The sequence below is a fragment of the Tropicimonas sp. IMCC6043 genome, assembly GCF_004146235.1.
GTDB lineage: Bacteria > Pseudomonadota > Alphaproteobacteria > Rhodobacterales > Rhodobacteraceae > Tropicimonas.
In genome coordinates this window covers 18,650-33,819 of sequence record NZ_SELO01000030.1, presented here as the reverse complement: position 1 = coordinate 33,819, position 15,170 = coordinate 18,650, and the positions used below count along the sequence as shown (strand labels likewise).

Annotated in this window: 13 protein-coding genes; 10 read left to right on the top strand and 3 right to left on the bottom strand. The window is 65.0% G+C overall.

The window, feature by feature from the left end; all coding sequences use genetic code 11:
• Nucleotides 1-175 precede the first annotated feature (175 nt).
• Entirely contained in the window at nt 176-1,705 is a 1,530-nt protein-coding gene (locus EU800_RS19855; protein WP_129634999.1) for a M81 family metallopeptidase, read from the bottom strand.
• Nucleotides 1,706-1,774: 69 nt separating this feature from the next.
• On the bottom strand, nt 1,775-2,689 hold the full coding sequence (locus EU800_RS19850) for a LysR family transcriptional regulator (RefSeq protein ID WP_129634997.1): 915 nt from the start codon (nt 2,687-2,689) through the stop codon (nt 1,775-1,777).
• Nucleotides 2,690-2,895: 206 nt separating this feature from the next.
• Between EU800_RS19850 and EU800_RS19845 the strand changes: the two genes are divergently transcribed.
• The 10 genes from EU800_RS19845 (at nt 2,896) to EU800_RS19800 (ending at nt 14,011) form a co-directional block, all read left to right on the top strand.
• Nucleotides 2,896-4,341: an aldehyde dehydrogenase family protein gene (locus tag EU800_RS19845; RefSeq protein ID WP_129634995.1), complete on the top strand. Its 1,446-nt coding sequence runs from the start codon at nt 2,896-2,898 to the stop codon at nt 4,339-4,341.
• A complete protein-coding gene (locus tag EU800_RS19840) occupies nt 4,341-5,969 on the top strand; it encodes a GMC family oxidoreductase (protein WP_129634993.1) in 1,629 nt (542 codons plus the stop codon). Before EU800_RS19845 ends, EU800_RS19840 begins: the two co-directional genes overlap by 1 nt.
• Nucleotides 5,970-6,120: 151 nt before the next feature.
• Nucleotides 6,121-6,903 (top strand): SDR family NAD(P)-dependent oxidoreductase, encoded by a 783-nt coding sequence (locus EU800_RS19835; RefSeq protein ID WP_129634991.1) that lies wholly within the window; start codon nt 6,121-6,123, stop codon nt 6,901-6,903.
• A gap of 75 nt (nt 6,904-6,978) precedes the next feature.
• On the top strand, nt 6,979-8,523 hold the full coding sequence (locus EU800_RS19830; RefSeq protein WP_129634989.1) for an ABC transporter substrate-binding protein: 1,545 nt from the start codon (nt 6,979-6,981) through the stop codon (nt 8,521-8,523).
• Between the two features lie 25 nt (nt 8,524-8,548).
• On the top strand, nt 8,549-9,496 hold the full coding sequence (locus EU800_RS19825) for an ABC transporter permease (RefSeq protein WP_129634987.1): 948 nt from the start codon (nt 8,549-8,551) through the stop codon (nt 9,494-9,496).
• A complete protein-coding gene (locus tag EU800_RS19820; RefSeq protein ID WP_129634985.1) occupies nt 9,493-10,353 on the top strand; it encodes an ABC transporter permease in 861 nt (286 codons plus the stop codon). Before EU800_RS19825 ends, EU800_RS19820 begins: the two co-directional genes overlap by 4 nt.
• Nucleotides 10,354-10,355: 2 nt before the next feature.
• Nucleotides 10,356-11,324 (top strand): ABC transporter ATP-binding protein, encoded by a 969-nt coding sequence (locus EU800_RS19815; RefSeq protein WP_129634983.1) that lies wholly within the window; start codon nt 10,356-10,358, stop codon nt 11,322-11,324.
• Nucleotides 11,324-12,289, top strand: a complete 966-nt coding sequence (locus tag EU800_RS19810; protein WP_129634981.1) for an ABC transporter ATP-binding protein — start codon at nt 11,324-11,326, stop codon at nt 12,287-12,289. Before EU800_RS19815 ends, EU800_RS19810 begins: the two co-directional genes overlap by 1 nt.
• A gap of 147 nt (nt 12,290-12,436) precedes the next feature.
• Nucleotides 12,437-12,802, top strand: a complete 366-nt coding sequence (locus tag EU800_RS19805) for a RidA family protein (protein ID WP_129634979.1) — start codon at nt 12,437-12,439, stop codon at nt 12,800-12,802.
• Nucleotides 12,803-12,859: 57 nt separating this feature from the next.
• Entirely contained in the window at nt 12,860-14,011 is a 1,152-nt protein-coding gene (locus tag EU800_RS19800) for an amidohydrolase/deacetylase family metallohydrolase (protein WP_129634977.1), read from the top strand.
• A 30-nt stretch (nt 14,012-14,041) separates the two neighbouring features.
• On the opposite strand, the gene EU800_RS19795 is transcribed toward EU800_RS19800, so the two are convergent.
• Nucleotides 14,042-15,100 (bottom strand): D-TA family PLP-dependent enzyme, encoded by a 1,059-nt coding sequence (locus EU800_RS19795; protein ID WP_165354757.1) that lies wholly within the window; start codon nt 15,098-15,100, stop codon nt 14,042-14,044.
• Between the last annotated feature and the right edge of the window lie 70 nt (nt 15,101-15,170).

Here is a 15,170-nt window from a genome sequence, read left to right as displayed (position 1 = left end):
GATCCATCCATTGATCTCAGACGCAGGGTAATGAACCCGAATGCATCCATAAAATGCCAATATTCTATTATGTTATGCGGGATTTTCTTGCATCTGATGGAGGCGCACATATTCGTCCGCTGCCTCCTCACAAGGCGCGGCTCTCCTCCCTCGGAAACCGACGTGTTCCGCCTTTTCAGGCGGGCACGGACCACTCCACCTTGCGGTCGACCGGAAAGACCGGACGCCGCATGTTCCTGAAATCGAACCGCGACAGGATCGGCGAGGTCAGACCGGGCGCGTCCACTTCGATCACCTGATCCGGGCCGAAGAATTCGCTGAAGCCGGCACGGAAATGGCCCCGCGACTTCACCACCACCGCCCGCGCGGCACCGATGTCGAGCCCCATCATTTCGAGGAAGACCGGGTCCGCACATTGCGTGCGGATCGAGATCACGACGACCTGGATTCCGCCAATGTCGAGGAGCGCGGTGCGGCCGAGATTCATCCGTCGTCCGGCGTAGAAGCCCTTTCGGCCCACGCAGTCTCCGTCGCGCAGGGCTACCACCCGCGCCTCCACTTCGAAACGGCGGGAGAATTGGTCTGGTTCGTCGCGGTTGAAAACGGCAGTGAAGGTCGCACCTTCGCCAAGTCCGGTCGCCTCGGCCGCCAGGGCGGGATCGTTGATCACACCGGCGATCACGCCCTCGGCCCCGGCCTCGTGCAACGCTTCGACGATCCACATCGTGTTGCCATTGCCGCCGCCGCCGGGATTGTCCGCGACATCCGCGAGGATGACCGGGGACAACTCCGGGTTTCGCGAGGCTTCCAGAACCCGTTCGACGGCGGTTTCCAGAGGTGTCAGGATGGGCGTGAAGCGCTTGTGCTCCTTCCAGGCGCGCTCGGCGATGTCTTTCGCCGCGCGCTCCGCCACGCCGCCCCTCACACGTGCTGTCACGATGATCGCCAGCCCGTTCTTGGGCGTGTCGGAATAGGCGAAGCCGCCCAGGATGGACACGTTGACAATCTCCTTGCCCTCCAGGGTCTGGCCATAGTCGATCAACTCGGCATAGGGGCCTTCCTCGGTCAGGAGCGTCACCGTCGGCGGCACGATCGGCAGTCGTAGGAAAGCCACCTCCGGTTTCATTCCGGCAAAGAGTTCCTGCAGGATCAAGGCGGCTTCCTTTCCGCGCTCGAACATGTCGACATGCGGATTGGTCTGGTAAGACACGATCACATCCACGCTCTGCACCATGCGCGAAGAGACGTTTCCATGCAGGTCCAACGTGGCGACGATCGGCGTGTCGGGCCCCACCACCTCACGCACCATGGCGAAGATCTCGCCATCCGGATCGAGAATCTCGGTCGTAATCATCGCACCGTGATTGCAGATGTAAACCGCATCCAGAGGCATCGCGGCCTCAAGGCGACGGCGCATTTCCGCGACCGTCGTCTCGAAGAACCCGTGATCCAGGGGCCCGCCGGCCTCGACCAGCCCAACCAGAATGGGTGCCGCTTGCCAGGCGCTCAGGCCGTCCATCTCGTTGCAGAACCCGCGCATTTCCGTCGGCAGCATCGGATCGATACTGGCGAGGTCCCGCAGGATCTCGTGCCCCGCGAGGTAGACGCGATTGACGTAGTCCTCTTCCGTAATCACCGGAGCGAAGCTGTTGCTTTCAAGCATCAAGCCAAGAAGGGCAACCTTGCGCGGCTGAGATTCGGACATGTTCGGACCCCTGAAACGTTTTGTCCGAACTTAGGCGGGGCCTCGGGCGACCTCCAATGCAAGCTTGGCCTATGCCGATGCCGAACCTGCATCATTCACGTGCGCCCAGAACTCTTCTGCCTTTTTCGGCAGCGGATCACGACTCCGGAAGAGACGAATCTCGGACAGGATGTTCCAGGAATCTTCTCCCGCAAACACCAGGCTTCCGGCCTCCAGCTCGCTCACGATCTCGCTCTGCGGCAACCAGGCGAGCCCCCTGCCTTCGACCGCCATCGACTTAAGTACCCCCGCGAGGTGGGAATCGAACACGCGCCGCAGATGCACCTCGCGACCGCGTTCCCGCAACAGGACGTCCACTGCGCGGCCGCTCGCGGCTGATCCGACATAGGCGAGGTAATCGAGCGGTTGCTTCTTGCTGCCCGGAAGGACGTAGCGCGGTGCGTTGGTCTCGTCGGGCGCGGAGACCGGCACCAACCTGTCGACGCCGACTGCGATCGAAGTGAAACCCTCCTCGGGTAGTTCGATGTCGACGCTGGAGTGCGTTGGCAGCAGCATGAAATTGCATTCGCCGCGAGAGAGCGACTGAATGCAGTTCGCGATCTGATTGGAATCAAGGCGCGTCCGGAGCACGCCGACTTCCTTTTCTATTCCGCGAATCCAGTTGGGGAAAAAGACCAGTGACAGGCTGTGAGTCGCCGCGAAGGTTACCGTGCTTTCGGTCCGCTGACCGATCTGCTTGATCTCCTCCCGGCTTTGCAGCAGCCGACGCAGCACTTCCTCGGCGACTGGCTTGAACTGCCGGCCGGCATAGGTCAGCTCGATCGGTTGCTTGCTCCGATCAAACATCGACGCGCCGAGCCACTCTTCCAGCGCCTTGATCCGGCGGCTGAACGCGGGCTGCGTCGTCGCTCGCTCATCGGCGGATCGCGAGAAGTTTCGAGTGTCGACGAGGGACAGAAAGTCCAGGAGCCATTTGACTTCCATAGCAATGCCTCAGGATCGCCATGCCCCGGGTACTCCGGCGCGAGTTCACCCTATCAGACGCAGCCGCGGTTAAAAGGGTATGCACGCGATATGCGCCCTCGGCATTGCCGCATCCGAATTCAGCATTCGCGTTTGCTCGGACGCAGGTATTTAGTCTCTGCGTCCCTGCCGCACGGGACAGGACGAAATGTCATTCGGAGGGAAGAATGAGTGCAGCGATCCGGCCATACTGGAAGAACTTTATTGGCGGCTCCTGGGTCGATGCGTCCGACGGCGGCCGCCTGCCGGTCATCGACCCGGCCACGGGAGAACAGATCTGCGAAGTCGCGCGCGGCACGGGCGAGGACATCGATGCGGCGGTGGCCGCTGCCCGCACCTGTTTCAATTCCCGCGTCCTGCTGGATATGCCGCCGCACGAGCGCGGTGCCTTGATGTTCCGAATCGCCGATGAACTCGAAGAGGCGGCGGACGAGATCGCTCTCGTGGAATGCCACGACAACGGCAAGACACTAGAGAAGGGCAGGGCCGAGATCCCGCTGACCCAGAGATATCTGCGCTACTACGGCGGCATGGCGGACAAGCTCGAGGGACGCCAGATCCCGCTAGGCAGCGGGATGCTCGACTATACCATCCACGCGCCCTTCGGTGTCTCGGCGCAGATCGTTCCCTGGAACGGCCCGCTTCCGGTCGGCGCGCGCTCCATCGCCTGCGCACTGGTCACCGGCAATACCGTGGTGCTCAAGTCGCCAGAGGACTCGCCGCTCAGCCTTTACCTCTTCGCCGAAGCCTGCGAGCGGGCGGGGGTGCCCGCAGGCGCCGTGAACATCGTCTGTGGCATCGGGGCCGAGGCCGGCGCGGCGTTGGTTGCGCATCCCGACATCGATCACATCGTCTTCACCGGCTCGGTCGAGACCGGCAAGAGCGTTCTGCGCGCCGCCGCCGAGCGGGTGATCCCCTGCATCATGGAACTCGGCGGAAAGTCCGGTGGCATCGTCTTTCCCGATGCCGATCTCGACCAGGTCGCCGAAAGCGCCGCCGCCGGGATATTCAAGCATGCCGGCCAGATCTGCTCGGCCGGCTCGCGCCTGATTGTGCACCGGTCGGTCTATGACGAGGTGGTGGCCCGCCTCGTCGCCCGAGCCGAAAGCCTCGGCGTCGGTCCTGGGATCGAGGATCATGAAATGGGCCCGGTGATCTCCGCACACCAGCTCGAGCGGATCGTCGCGCTCTGCCGGACTGGAGTGGAAGAAGGCGCCACGCTGGCCACCGGCGGCGACCGCGTCGCGGGCCTCGAGGGATTCTTCATGTCTCCGACCGTCTTCACCGATGTCCGGCCCGACATGCGCATTGCCCAGGAGGAGTTCTTCGGCCCGGTCGTCGTGGTGATTCCCTTCGACGACACGGAAGAGGCGATCGAGATCGCGAATGGCACGGATTACGGCCTTGCTGCGGGGCTCTACACGCGCGATCTCGGCCTCGCCCACCGGGTTGCCGACCGGCTCGTTGCCGGGCAGGTCTATGTGAACCAGTGGTGGGCAGGCGGCGTTGAGACACCCTTCGGCGGAATGAAGCGCTCCGGCTACGGCCGGGAGAAGGGCCAGGAAGCGCTGCTGGGATACGTTCAGACCAAGAATGTCGGCATCCGGCTCTGATGACAGGGGACAGCTTCGACTATGTCGTGGTCGGTGCAGGCAGCGCCGGATCGGTGGTCGCCGGACGGCTTGCCGAGGCGGGAAACGGCACGGTCTGTGTGATCGAGGCCGGCGGGCGCGACTGGCACCCGGCGATCCACGTGCCGGCGGCGGTCGTCTACGCGCTCGGCAATCCGCGGCTGGACTGGATGTTTCGGACCGCCCCCGGACCGGGCATTGCCGGGCGGTCGATCCTGCAAAGCCGCGGCAAGGTCTTCGGCGGCTCCGGCGCGATCAACGGGCATATCTGCACTCGTGGTCACCGGACCGATTTCGATGGATGGGCTGCCCTCGGCAACCCCGGGTGGAGCTATGCCGAGGTGCTTCCCTACTTCAAGCGAAGCGAGTCTCGCATCGGGTCGGGTGAGGACACCTATCGCGGCCGGAGCGGCCCCTTCACGATCACCGATATCGACGCCCCGGACCCGCTCTGCGAAGCCTTCATGGACGCAGCCGCCGGGAACGGGATCTCCCGCGCGCAGGACTACAACGGCGCCGTTCAGGAGGGCATCGCCTATGTCCAGCGCTCGATTCGCAACGGCCGCAGGGTAAGCCCGGCGCGGGCGTTCGTGCTGCCCGCCGTTCGGCGCGGCGCGGTGGACCTGCGCCTCAATGCCCGTGTCACGAGACTCCACCTCGATGGCAAACGGGTGACCGGTGTGACCTATCTCCGGGACGGGCGGGAACACACCGTCCATGCACGGCGCGAGGTGATCCTCTCGGCCGGAGCCATCGGGTCGCCGCACATCCTGCAGCTCTCCGGCATTGGCGCACCCGACGGCCTTAAACAGGCGGGCATCGACGTGAAACATCCGCTGCCGGGTGTTGGCGGCAACCTCCAGGACCACTTTGCAGCCCGGATCGTTCTCCGGATCAAAGGCGCGCGGACAGTCAACGAACGCGTCCGCGGCCTGCCACTCCTGCGGGAGGTTGCTGACTATGTCTTCAGACGGAAAGGGGCGCTGACCCTGACGCCCACCCTCCTCTATTGCTTCGCGAAATCCGATCCTGCCCTGCCGCGCGGCGACATCCAGGTCTCGTTCACGCCGGCCAGCTATCCCGGCGGCGTCTGGTCGGGGCTCGACCGCTTTCCGGGGGCGACGATGGCCTGCTGGCAGCAACGCCCCGAGAGCCGGGGGCATGTGCGGGCGCTGTCGTCCGACCCGTTCGCCAGCCCCGAGGTCCAGCCGAACTACCTCGTCGCGGAGGCCGACCAGCGCGCGATCGTCGCGGCCATGCGCCTTGCGCGGTCCATCGCCGCGAGCGCGCCGTTCGCGCAATACGTTGCCAAGGAGGACTGGCCCGGAGCGGCGGCGGCCAGCGATGGCGACCTGCTCGACCATGCCCGGCAGAACGGCAACACGACCTATCACGTAATGGGAACCTGTCGCATGGGGCCGGCCGACGATCACGCCAGCGTGGTGGACCATCGCCTTCAGGTTCACGGCCTCACCGGGCTGCGCGTCGCCGATACCTCGATCATTCCCGAGATGCCTGCCGCGAACACCAACGTTCCCGCGTTGATGATCGGCGAACGGGCTGCGGATTTCTCCCTCGGGCGGGAGCCCTTGCCACCTGCCGATGTCTGAGCCGGCAAACCATGCAAGTTTTGCATCACACAATCGGACATAGGCATTTCACGGCGATCGAAGCCTTCGCCTAGGCTTTCGATACGGCAGGGCGGCACCGTGGGGGTCGTCCGCTGCCTTACAGACACACCCCACTACGAGAACCCACACCATGAGATTTCCCGACTGCTTTCGGCTGGATGGCAAACGCCTTTTCATCACCGGCGGGAGTCGCGGGCTCGGGCGTGAGATGGCCCTCGCGATTGCCGATGCCGGCGCCGACGTCGCCCTCGTGGCCCGCCCCTCCGAGAGCCTAGAGGCAACCGCGGAGGACATCCGCGCCTTGGGGCGCGAGGCCTGGACCATCGAGGCCGATATCGGCGATCCGGAGGCCTGCGAGGCGGCTTGCCACCGGGCGTTGGAGACCTGCGGGCCGTTCGACATCCTGATCAGCAATGTCGGCGGCCGAAGGGTCAATGTCCCGACCGAGCAGATGGAGCTTGACCAGTGGCTCTCGCTGATCGATCTCAACCTCACCAGCACCTTCCTCTGCGCTAAGGTGATCGGCGGGGCGATGATCGAACGCGGCGCCGGCGGGCGCATCATCAACATCGCCTCGATCAACGCGATGGTCCCGGGGCGCGGGATTGCCGGGCGCCACTATGAAACCGCCAAGGCGGGCGTGCTGCAACTCACGCGCAGCCTTGCGGTGGACTGGGCGGCGCACAGGATCACCGTCAACGCCATTTGCCCCGGCATTTTCCTGACCGAGCCCAACCGCGCCTGGTCGAAAAGCCACCCGGAGGTGATCGAGGGCCTTCTGGAGAACATCCCCGCGGGAACGCTGGGAGACCCCGAGGATATCGGACCGCTGGCGGTCTATCTCGCGAGCGACAGCGCAAAATACATGACCGGCGCCGCGCTGGTCATCGACGGCGGCTACACCTGCTGGTGAGCCGCGGAAACACGGCAAGGCACGAAAGACGACCTACGAAAAAGACAAGACCCAACAGGAGAGAGGTGACGACAAATGCGACGGAAATTGGGTAACCTGATACGCGGCAGCGTGCTGGCGCTGACCGCGACGATGACGGTAAACGCCGCATCCGCTGAGACCCTTCGGTATGCGACCATTGGCGAGCCCCCGAGCCTCGATCTCCAGATGGGCACGGCGACGCTGGCCACGACCATCGGCCAGCACATGTTCGAGATGCTCTACGCCTTCGACTCGACTTTCGAGCCGCAGCCGTTTCTCGCCACTGGCGAGACGATCTCCGATGACGGGTTGACGATCACCATCGGGCTGCGCGAAGGCGTGAAGTTCCACAACGGCCAGGAAATGACCGCCGACGACGTGGTCGCTTCTCTCAAGCGTTGGGGCGAGTACGGCGCCCGCGGCAAGCTTCTCGTCGATGACGTGGCCTCGATCGAGGCAACCGGTCCCTACGAGGTCACCATAAAGCTCAACCAGCCCAACGGCGCGTGGAAATCCATGCTGGCCTTCCCGAATGGCGGGCCGGTCATCTACCCCGCCGACATCGTGACCGCCGCCGGCGGCGAGCCCATCGCGCCGGAGAACTACATCGGCACGGGGCCGTTCAAGTTCAACGAGTGGCGCAACAACCGCCATGTCGAGTTGGTGAAGTTCGACGACTACACCGGCCTCGACACGCCGGCCAACGGATATTCCGGCGCCCGCGTGGCCGAGCTCGACGCGATCCGCTTCATCCCGGTGCCGGATGTCGGCACACGCGTGAGCGGCGTTCAGGCCGGCGACTACGATTATGCCGAGTTCATCTCCGGCGACCTCTACGGCATCCTGAAAGACGATCCCGCGCTGAAGATCCACCTCAGCGGCGCGCCGATTTTCGGTCTGGTGTTCATGAACTCGAAGAACGGTCCGCTTGCCGACAATTTCCCGCTGCGGCGGGCGGTCCTGGCCGCGCTCAACATGGAGGAGGCGCTGCGCGTCTCGGTCGGCGAGGAAGCACTCTGGAGCGCCAACGGCTCGTTCTTCCCGGAGGGCAACATCTGGTACACCGATGCCGGAACCGAAGCCTATTCGCAGGGCGACCCGGCCAAGGCCAAGGAGATGGCGGAGGCCGCGGGCTATGACGGCACGCCGATCAAGCTCCTGGTCTCGACCAACTACAAGACCCATTTCGACCAGGCGACCGTCTTCACCCGCCAGCTCGCCGATGCCGGCATCAACATCGAGATGGTGGTGGTCGACTGGGCGACGCTGCTCAAGAAGCGGGCGCAGCCGGACCAGTGGGACATGTTCGTCACCCATCACGGCAACATCCCCGACCCGGTGCTTCTGACCGCGCTCAACAACAACTATCCCGGATGGTGGGCGACCGAGGAAAAGGCGGTTCTCGACAAGAAATTCACCGGTACCTCGGATCTCGATGTGCGGCGCGAGGCATGGGCCGGTTTGCAGGCACTGATCTACGAGCAGGTTCCGACGATGAAGGTCGGAGACGTCTATTCCTACGACATCGCTTCGCCGAAGCTCGAAGGCATGGGCGAGACGACGCTGATCTGGCCGCATTTCTGGGGCGTCTCGAAGTGACTCCCATGAGCAGATCCCGGCACCGATGCTGATCTACATCCTGAGACGCACCGGCGCGGCGCTGGCCACGCTTGCCGCCGCGTCGGTCGTCATCTTCATCTTCATTCACCTCATTCCCGGCGATCCAATCTACGTAATGCTCGGGGACGAGGCGACACCGGAACAGGTCGAGGCCCTGCGAACCCGTCTCGGGCTCGACCGGTCCCTGCCGGTCCAGTATTTCTACTGGGTGGGCAACGTCCTTCAGGGCGACCTCGGCACCTCGATCTTCTTCCAGGAGCCGGTCACACGGATCATCCTCGACGGCGCCGAGACGAGCCTGCTGCTCGCTACCGTGACCATGGTCTGGATCGTCCTCCTTGGCGTTCCTGTGGGCGTTCTTGCCGCCACGCGCCACGGCACCTGGATCGACCAGGGGCTGTCGGGCGTCGCGATGCTGCTCGCCTCGATCCCGACCTTCTGGGTTGGCCTCTATCTCATCCTGATCTTCGCCGCGACCCTCGGCTGGCTGCCGAGTTCCGGCTATCCCTCGGTCTTCGAGGAAGGCGGGATCTCCAACCTGCGTTACCTGCTGCTGCCGAGCCTGACGCTCGCCGCGCCGAACGCGGCGCTGATCCTACGGCTGACCCGCGCCAGCATGCTCGACGTCGCCAAGGAAGACTACGTGCGCACCGCGCGCTCCAAGGGCATCCGCCCGCGGCGCGTCGTGACCCGCCACATCCTCCGCAACGCCCTGCTCGCGGTGGTCTCGGCCTTCGGCTTCACCTTCGCCGCGCTGATCTCCGAAGCGGTCGTAACGGAAACGGTCTTCGCCCTCCCGGGGATCGGCCGGATGGTGGTGCAGTCCATCCTGCGCCGCGACTACCCGGTGATCCAGGGCGTAATCCTCGTCATCGTCTGCCTCTATCTCGTCATCAACCTGCTGGTGGACATCTCCTACAGGTTCCTCGACCCGAGGGTGGAGCTCGAATGACCCGCTCGCTCCGCCCCTTCTTCGATTTTTTCGCGTCGCGGCCTGTCGCCCTGATCGGCCTCGTCTACCTCGTCGTCATCATCGTCGCGGCGCTCGGTGCGAACGCCCTCGTGCCCTATCCGCCGGAACAGATCGAACCGGTCAACCGGCTCAGCCCGCCGAGTTGGGAGCACTGGTTCGGCACCGACCATTTCGGGCGCGACACTTTCAGCCGGGTGATCTATGGCTCCCGCCTCGCGCTGCTGATCGGCGTCGGCGTGGTCAGCTTCGCGCTCGCGACCGGCGTGCCCATCGGCATCCTCTCGGCGCTCTTCCCGCGCCTCGGGCGGGTGCTCATGCGAATGGTCGACGTGATGATGGCCTTCCCCTCGCTGCTGATGGCGCTCGGGCTGATCGTCATCCTCGGCCAGAGCGTGGTCAACGCGATCCTGGCGATCGGCATGGTCTACCTGACCACCACCGCCCGTATCACTTACGGGGTGTCGCTGCGGCTCCGGGAGGAGACCTATGTCGAGGCAGCGAGTTCTATGGGCGCCAGCACCCTCTGGGTGATCCGCAAGCACATGCTGCCCAACATGATCTCGCCCTTGCTGGTGCAGGCGAGCTTCGTCTTCGCCTTCGCCCAGCTCGGCGCCGCCTCGCTGGATTTCCTCGGGCTCGGCGCACCGCCGGAGATCCCGAGCTGGGGCAACATGCTCGCGGAATCGCGTATCTACATCACGCGCGCACCATGGCTGCTGTTCTATCCCGGCCTGATGATCGTGCTGACCGCCTTTTCCCTCAACCTCGTCGGCGACGCCCTGCGCGACCGGATGGACCCGCGCTTCCGCGAGATGCTCGGCAACAAGGGACGATAGAGATGCTGAGCGTGCGCAATCTGGTGGTGTCGGGTGGCAAGGGCTCCGCCCAGATCGACATCGTCTCCGATGTCTCCTTCGAGATCGAACGCGGCAAGGTGCTGGGCCTTGTCGGGGAATCCGGCAGTGGCAAGAGCATAACCTCGCTTGCCGTGATGGGGCTGCTGCCGCACCCGCAGCTCTGGGTGCGCGGCGGCTCGATCGAACTCGACGGCGCCGACATCACCGAGGAGCCACCTTATCTCCGGGTCGAGCGTGGCCATGGCGGCGTGGCGATGATCTTCCAGGAGCCGATGACGTCGCTCAACCCGGTCCTGCCGATCGGCGAACAGATCGTCGAGGCGGTGCGGGTGCATGACGGCTCCACCGGCGTCACTGCGCGCAACCGCGCGCAGGAACTGCTCGACATGGTCCGCATCCCTGACGCGCGGCTGCAACTCAACGCCTATCCGCACGAGTTGTCGGGTGGCATGCGGCAGCGGGTGATGATCGCGATCGCCCTTGCCTGCCGCCCGCAGGCGCTGATCGCGGACGAGCCGACGACGGCGCTGGACGTGACCGTGCAGCTTCAGGTGCTCAGCCTGATCCGCGAGCTCTGCGATACGTTCGACATGGGCGTCCTCTTCATCACCCACGATCTCGGTGTGGTCTCCGAACTCGCCGACAGCGTCGCGGTGATGTATGGCGGAAAGATCGTCGAGACCGGCCCCGTCGAACGCCTCTTTAACACCCCGCTTCATCCCTACACGGCCGGGCTAATGGGCTGCGTGCCGGACCCGTCCGCCGGTCACCGGCGTTTCCAGACCATCCCCGGCCAGGCGCCGAAGCCGGGCGAGATCACCCACGGCTGCCGGTTCGCCCCGCGATGCAGCCATGCGCAGGCGATCTGCTCGGACGACGCGCCGACGCGCGTGACAGAGGGCGCACGACATTTCGCGGAGTGCCACTTCCCAATCTCGCGGGGGGCATAATGACTCAGCAGGACACCATTCTCTCACTGAAACGGCTGCAGAAGACCTTCACGGCGCGACGCAAGGGAAAGACCTATGCTGTGCGTGCGGTCAACGACGTGTCTCTCGACATCCGCCGTGGCGAGACCCTTGGCATCGTCGGCGAAACCGGATGTGGCAAGACGACGATCGGGCGGACGATCATCCGGCTGACCCAGGCCGACGGCGGAAGCGCGGAACTCGACGGCAAGGATATCTTCACGACCGATTCCAGGCGGATGCGGGAGCTGCGTCTCAAGGTCCGCATGGTTTTCCAGGATCCCTACGCATCGCTCAACCCGCGGCGGTCCATCGGCGATTCCGTCGCCGAGACCGGTGACATCCACGGCGTCTTCAAAAACCGCCAGGACCGGGACGATCGCATCGCGAAAACGCTGACCCAGGTCGGACTCGATCCGAGTTTTGCCGCCCGCTTCCCGCACCAACTCAGCGGAGGCCAGCGGCAGCGGGTCGGCATCGCCCGCGCGCTGTTGCCGACGCCGGAACTCATCATTGCGGACGAGCCGGTATCGGCCCTCGACGTCTCGATCCAGGCGCAGGTGCTCAACCTGCTGGCCGATCTGAAGGAGGAGATGGGCCTGACGCTCATGTTCATCTCTCACGACCTCGGCGTGGTGGCCCAGATCAGCGACCGGGTCGCCGTGATGTATATGGGCAACCTCGTCGAACTGGCCGATGGCCCCGAGCTCTTCGCCGCGCCGCGACATCCCTACACTCAGCTCCTCATCGCCTCGGTTCCCCGCATCGATCCGGTCAAGCGGATTGCCGGCGGGATCGAAAAGGGCGAGCCGCCGAGCCGGTTCTCCGATGTCACGGGCTGCGCCTTCCACGACCGCTGTCCGATGGCGAGCGATCTCTGCCGAAGCACCCGGCCGGAACTCACCGATGCCGGCGACGGACGCAAGGTCGCTTGCCACCATGCCTGACGAGATGCCGATAGCGATTGCTCCCCGGCGTCCGGCGCGCCAGAACGACGCGGGATTGTCCATTCGTATGACGGCGGCATCGGGCCGATTCTTCACCGCGCGCCCGAGCAACCGCCTCAACCAATCTGACTCAACAAGGAGATACCCATGACCAAGGAATGTTTCGGCAGCTCGCATGTGCCGCTTTCGCCGGCGGTTCGCTGCGGCGATTTCGTTTTCGTTTCGGGACAGGTGCCTGTCGGTGCGGACGGCAAAGTCGTCCCGGGCGGCGTTCAGGCCGAAACGCGGCAGGTCCTGAAGAATATCGAAGCCTGTCTTGCGCTCGCCGGTTGCACGCTTGCCGATGTGGTCAAGACGACGGTCTGGCTGCGCGACCGCGATGACTTTGCCGCGTTCAACGAGGCTTATGCCGAGTCTTTCCCGTCCGAGCCGCCGGCGCGGTCTACCGCGGAATCGCGGCTGATGATCGACATTGCGGTCGAGATCGAGGCCGTCGCCTACAAGCCTGCCTGAGCGGCCTCGCGCGACCGACCGAACCGCACCTGAGAAACCCTTGCAAGGACTCCGCCAATGACGTTCGACCTCCTTCTCCGCAACGCTCGCGTGATCGACCCGTCGCAGGGTATCGACGGGGTCCAGGACGTCGCCTTCCAGGACGGCAAGGTCGCCGCGGTCGGCGAGGGGCTGGGGAACGACGCACGAGAGATCTCCGATCTCAGCGGGCGGATCGTCACGCCGGGCCTGATCGACCTGCACACCCATGTCTACTGGGGCGGCACCTCGCTCGGGATCGACGCCGAGGCATTCGCCCGGACGTCGGCCGTCACCACGGCGGTCGACACCGGCAGTGCCGGGCCGGGCAACTACCCGGGCTTCCGGAGGCATGTCATTGAGCAGGCCGGATCGCGCATCCTCGCCTATCTGCATGTGTCCTTCGCGGGCATCTTCGGCTTCTCGCGCAGTGTCATGGTCGGTGAAAGCCACGACATGCGGCTTATGGCGGCACGAGAGGCTGTCGAGGTCGCGGCCTCGGACCCCGAGAACATCATCGGCATCAAGGTCCGCGTCGGCCACCATGCCTCCGGTCCCTCGGGCATCGACCCGCTGATCATCGCGCTGCAGGTTGCCGACGAGACCGGCCTGCCGCTCATGTGCCACATCGACGAGCCGCCGCCGAGCTATGAGGCGGTGGTGGACATGCTCCGACCGGGGGACATCCTGACTCACTGTTTCCGGCCCTTCCCCAACGCGCCGCTCTCACGCGACGGGATGGTCAAGTCGGCGGTCATCGCTGCGCGCGAGCGCGGCGTGATCTTCGATATCGGCCATGGGATGGGCTCCTTCGGCTGGAAGACCGCACGCGGGATGATGGCGGCAGGGTTCCCGCCCGACGTCATCTCGTCGGACGTCCACGCCCTCTGCATCGACGGTCCCGCCTATGACCTAGTGACGACCATGTCGAAATTCCTGCCGCTCGGAATGGATCTCCCCGAAATCGTCCGCGCCGCGACCGAGGCGCCGGCCCAAGCCCTTCGCCGGCCGCAACTCGGGTCGCTGCGGCCCGGGTCCGAAGGCGACGCCTCCGTGCTGTCGCTGCGAAGCGGGAGTTTCGATCTCGAAGACGTTCTGGGCGAAGTGACGACGAGCGATCAGAGGATCTTCGCAGAGGGCTGTGTCATCGGCGGAAAGTGGTTCGCGAAGCCGGGAGCGACCGGCGACTGAGCGGCGGCGGCGCGCCGGGCGCGCGACGTCTCACCAGACCTTTCCGCGAGCGACCACTGGCGTGGGCCCCAGATATTCCTCGCCGCGGACGAGTTCGACCTGGTCGAGCATGTTCGAGACCACGCAGGCGTGGTTTGGCACGATCCGCACCCGCTCGCCGACCGACAATCCGATCGGCCCCTCCGAAACGATCCGGCCATGTTCCTCGCTGAGCCGGTCGATCATGAGGTCGGGGCGCCCGAGCACATGGCCGTGCCCGGTGAGACCAAGCAGGTCGGAAGTCAGGACCTTGGAGCCGGCGTCGATCACGGCGCGGTTCCCGGCGGGAACGGAGACAACGGTGGCGAGCACCGTCAGGGCGCAGTCGTCCCAGGTGCAGGTTCCCTGCCCGACCAGGAAGCCGTCGTTATAGGCATAGGTCCCGATCCGGTATTCGGTCGCCAGAGGCATCTCGTGTGCGTTCCACATGTCGGGCGAACCACCGGACGAGATGACCGGAACGGCGATGCCCGCCGCTTCGATCAACTCCTTCGCGCGACCGAGCCATGCCGCGACCGCCTGCGGCTTGCCGGAGGGCGGGTAAGTCATGAGGCCGGCAAAGCGGATGCCCGGAAGGGTCTCGATCTCCCTCGCCAGTTCCGTCGCGGCCTCCGGCGTGCCGACGCCGCAGCGATCCGCCCCGGTATTGCACTCCACGAGAACGTCGAGCGGTCGAGCGGCGTCTTCGAAAGCCGCGCTCAGGCCGCGCGCCACGTCTGCATTGTCGGCAACCACCGAGAGCCGGACAGTCTCCGAAAGAGTTCGAAGCCGGCGGAGTTTCCGCTCACCGATGATGTTGTAGGTGAGCATCACGTCAGACACGCCGCCACCCGCAATCATCGCCTCTGCCTCTGAGACCTTCTGGCAGGTGATCCCCACCGCTCCCTCGGCCACCTGATAGGCCGCGATCATCGGCAGCTTGTGGGTCTTGATATGCGGGCGGACTTTCAGCCCGTGACTGTCGGCATAGGATTGAAACGCCCGGATATTGGCTTCCGCCTTGTCCAGGTCGACCAGGACGCCAGGCGTGTCGATTTCGTCAAAGATCATGCTGGTTCCCTCCCCAAATCCATTAACTTCCGAACCAGAGCGGTCCGCAACTCGCGCATCTCTCGTCGGC

What these genes read in the sequence shown, in the direction of transcription:
- EU800_RS19795 (WP_165354757.1), bottom strand. Translation starts at nt 15,100, where the DNA reads ATGATCTTTGACGAAATCGACACGCCTGGCGTCCTGGTCGACCTGGAC.
- EU800_RS19855 (WP_129634999.1), bottom strand. Translation starts at nt 1,705, where the DNA reads ATGTCCGAATCTCAGCCGCGCAAGGTTGCCCTTCTTGGCTTGATGCTT.
- EU800_RS19850 (WP_129634997.1), bottom strand. Translation starts at nt 2,689, where the DNA reads ATGGAAGTCAAATGGCTCCTGGACTTTCTGTCCCTCGTCGACACTCGA.
- EU800_RS19805 (WP_129634979.1), top strand. Translation starts at nt 12,437, where the DNA reads ATGACCAAGGAATGTTTCGGCAGCTCGCATGTGCCGCTTTCGCCGGCG.
- EU800_RS19845 (WP_129634995.1), top strand. Translation starts at nt 2,896, where the DNA reads ATGAGTGCAGCGATCCGGCCATACTGGAAGAACTTTATTGGCGGCTCC.
- EU800_RS19820 (WP_129634985.1), top strand. Translation starts at nt 9,493, where the DNA reads ATGACCCGCTCGCTCCGCCCCTTCTTCGATTTTTTCGCGTCGCGGCCT.
- EU800_RS19835 (WP_129634991.1), top strand. Translation starts at nt 6,121, where the DNA reads ATGAGATTTCCCGACTGCTTTCGGCTGGATGGCAAACGCCTTTTCATC.
- EU800_RS19815 (WP_129634983.1), top strand. Translation starts at nt 10,356, where the DNA reads ATGCTGAGCGTGCGCAATCTGGTGGTGTCGGGTGGCAAGGGCTCCGCC.
- EU800_RS19840 (WP_129634993.1), top strand. Translation starts at nt 4,341, where the DNA reads ATGACAGGGGACAGCTTCGACTATGTCGTGGTCGGTGCAGGCAGCGCC.
- EU800_RS19800 (WP_129634977.1), top strand. Translation starts at nt 12,860, where the DNA reads ATGACGTTCGACCTCCTTCTCCGCAACGCTCGCGTGATCGACCCGTCG.
- EU800_RS19810 (WP_129634981.1), top strand. Translation starts at nt 11,324, where the DNA reads ATGACTCAGCAGGACACCATTCTCTCACTGAAACGGCTGCAGAAGACC.
- EU800_RS19825 (WP_129634987.1), top strand. Translation starts at nt 8,549, where the DNA reads ATGCTGATCTACATCCTGAGACGCACCGGCGCGGCGCTGGCCACGCTT.
- EU800_RS19830 (WP_129634989.1), top strand. Translation starts at nt 6,979, where the DNA reads ATGCGACGGAAATTGGGTAACCTGATACGCGGCAGCGTGCTGGCGCTG.